4 protein-coding genes are annotated in these 2105 nt (G+C 35.5%); 2 read left to right on the top strand and 2 right to left on the bottom strand.

From position 1 onward, the window contains the following. Positions 1-315: 315 nt before the first annotated feature. Positions 316-516 carry a hypothetical protein gene (locus G5W_RS21770; protein WP_010099515.1) on the bottom strand — a complete coding sequence of 67 codons (201 nt, stop codon included), beginning with the start codon at positions 514-516 and terminating at the stop codon, positions 316-318. Continuing rightward, a complete protein-coding gene (locus G5W_RS0119855; protein WP_010099512.1) occupies positions 504-1289 on the bottom strand; it encodes a ParM/StbA family protein in 786 nt (261 codons plus the stop codon). The genes G5W_RS21770 and G5W_RS0119855 overlap by 13 nt, the downstream gene beginning before the upstream one ends. Before the next feature lie 185 nt (positions 1290-1474). Here G5W_RS0119855 and G5W_RS0119850 point away from each other — a divergent pair, with 185 nt between their 5' ends. Beyond that, the gene (locus tag G5W_RS0119850) at positions 1475-1681 is read left to right on the top strand and encodes a helix-turn-helix domain-containing protein (RefSeq protein WP_010099511.1); all 207 of its coding nucleotides are present in this window, start codon (positions 1475-1477) and stop codon (positions 1679-1681) included. After that, positions 1678-1902 (top strand): hypothetical protein, encoded by a 225-nt coding sequence (locus G5W_RS0119845; RefSeq protein WP_010099509.1) that lies wholly within the window; start codon positions 1678-1680, stop codon positions 1900-1902. The genes G5W_RS0119850 and G5W_RS0119845 overlap by 4 nt, the downstream gene beginning before the upstream one ends. The last annotated feature ends 203 nt before the right edge of the window (positions 1903-2105 follow it).

Here is a 2105-nt window from a genome sequence, read left to right as displayed (position 1 = left end):
ACGCACACCATATACCACCTAGTATCAATCCAATCATAATTAGATAACCTACTACAGTTAATATCTCATTCTCATACCGTGCCATTAACAAAGTCATTATACCAACACCACTCATGGTGATTAATCCCCAGGTTGCTAAGGTGTGCATTTTCTCCCTCCTAATTTTCTGAATATTAGTTCTCCCCCTCGCGCTCCCCCTTCAGTCTGTTCCGCTTTCGCTTCTCTTTAAACAAAAATAAAATCCGCTTTATATCAATTAAAATTCCTCGAATAACTAGTCAGACTTACTTAAGTAGATACTTGGCAATTAATTAGTTATATAAAGCTTGTAATATCGTTTACGCTTGATTCCTGCTTAGTTTCAATAGCGGGTATACCTAACATATCCCTAACAATTAAACCCTTAATATACCCACTAAAATTACTTTTTGAGAGTGCGTAATCATATAACTCTTTTTGTTGTTGATCCGCTATATTAAACGCTACACCCTTCGTTCGCAATTCTACTTTGCCCATAATTTCTCACCTATCTTGTAATATCCGATTGCATTAGCTAGTTCAGGACCATATATGCGGTTGTTATATATTGGGCTGAACCTTGGATAAGGTAATGGAATTAAATGAGCCCCTCCACCCATGACATAAATAGAATCCTTCCAATCTAAGTCCAGGACAATATTTTTTATGTTGACAGCTATGCTTTCATAATCCTGTTCGGTATTTTCTAAGCCTTGTGCAATAGTCGTACTTTGTGAGTTAATGAAACGGCCATCCTTAACAGTAGCAAAATTGATTGTGCCACTTCCTATGTCGATTAGGTGTATGTGCTTAGATGGATTAGATAAATAGGCAGAACCACCTTCAACACCTACCACAACGTCTTTAACTATGATTTCCTTACGGCTTCCATTTACCGTAATAGCGTGAACCCCTTTGGCCATTGAAATAATCTGTTCTTTATCCTCACTATGTCGATTGATTGGTTGACCTACTACTATTTGAAAATGTTTATCGGGCAACTGGTGTAGTCCGATTAATAAACGTATAAGCGCATCTTCATGTAGTTTGGTATCTCCTTTACGTGTGCGATCGAGAATGGTCCGTTCCTCCCTTGCTAACGTTCCTGCTATTCCCTTTCGCCCTCGATAATCGAATATAAAATCATGTTCTCGTAAGGAATTAGATACTTTTATTTTGCGATAAGGGATTATATCAGATGGATAGCTTATGACGTTATGAGGTGTGCATATTTTGGTGTAGGCATTACCCCAATCAAAGCCCACTATCATGAAAACCCTCCTTTCATATAGTTGTAATCTAATCAAGTTAAGGGTCTATGGATTAGATGTACTTATAATGTATGGGCGATAGTCTGAAATATTGCCTGTCTTTACAAAAATAATCGTGATTTTTTTGAAAAAATCGTTAAAGGATAATAGGAAAGTTTTGTCGAATAGGTATATGGGTGATAAAAATGATAGTAAGTTTAATTGGAGAATACATAAAGAAGTCGAAGTACCATAGAGAATATATATGTGAATATATGGGGGTTTCTCAAAATACATTGTCTACATGGTGTACAGGGAAACATTATCCTTCAATACCACAATTGATTAAGTTAGCTGATTTATTGGAAGTGCATTACGGAGACTTCTATATAAAAAGAGAGGGAAAAACATGAAGAAATTAATTTTTATAGGGGTTAGTCTTGTTATAGCATTACTGATATTTTTAAATTGGAACAACATTGTTTTTAGAGAAATACATAAACATACAGATAAAGAAACAGTTTACGTTTATAAACAGAATCGTTTTACGAAGAATTACTTATTGGAAACTTATACACCAGAGCATTATATAAAGAAAGAATTGATTACTAGCCGTGGAGTATCAAAAAAATAACCCCTAGTTTGACTAGGGGCTTTATCTTTTAATCTAATAATCCTAAGCGATCTAATACAACTGCCACTTGTTCTCTTGATATAGGACCTTTCGGGTTTTTTCCATCAAAGATAGGTACGTTATTTTTGTCTTTTTTCTCTTGCGCTTTCTCCCATGATGCTTTTGCCCAATCACTTGGCTTGTTATCCACTTTGGTTTCCTCC

Source organism: Ornithinibacillus scapharcae TW25, assembly GCF_000190475.1.
GTDB classification, from domain to species: Bacteria; Bacillota; Bacilli; order Bacillales; family Amphibacillaceae; genus Ornithinibacillus; species Ornithinibacillus scapharcae.
Note: the sequence above shows the minus strand (reverse complement) of the source record. Positions and strands in the feature narration are given on the sequence as shown.

What these genes read in the sequence shown, in the direction of transcription:
- G5W_RS21770 (WP_010099515.1), bottom strand. Translation starts at nt 516, where the DNA reads ATGGGCAAAGTAGAATTGCGAACGAAGGGTGTAGCGTTTAATATAGCG.
- G5W_RS0119855 (WP_010099512.1), bottom strand. Translation starts at nt 1,289, where the DNA reads ATGATAGTGGGCTTTGATTGGGGTAATGCCTACACCAAAATATGCACA.
- G5W_RS0119850 (WP_010099511.1), top strand. Translation starts at nt 1,475, where the DNA reads ATGATAGTAAGTTTAATTGGAGAATACATAAAGAAGTCGAAGTACCAT.
- G5W_RS0119845 (WP_010099509.1), top strand. Translation starts at nt 1,678, where the DNA reads ATGAAGAAATTAATTTTTATAGGGGTTAGTCTTGTTATAGCATTACTG.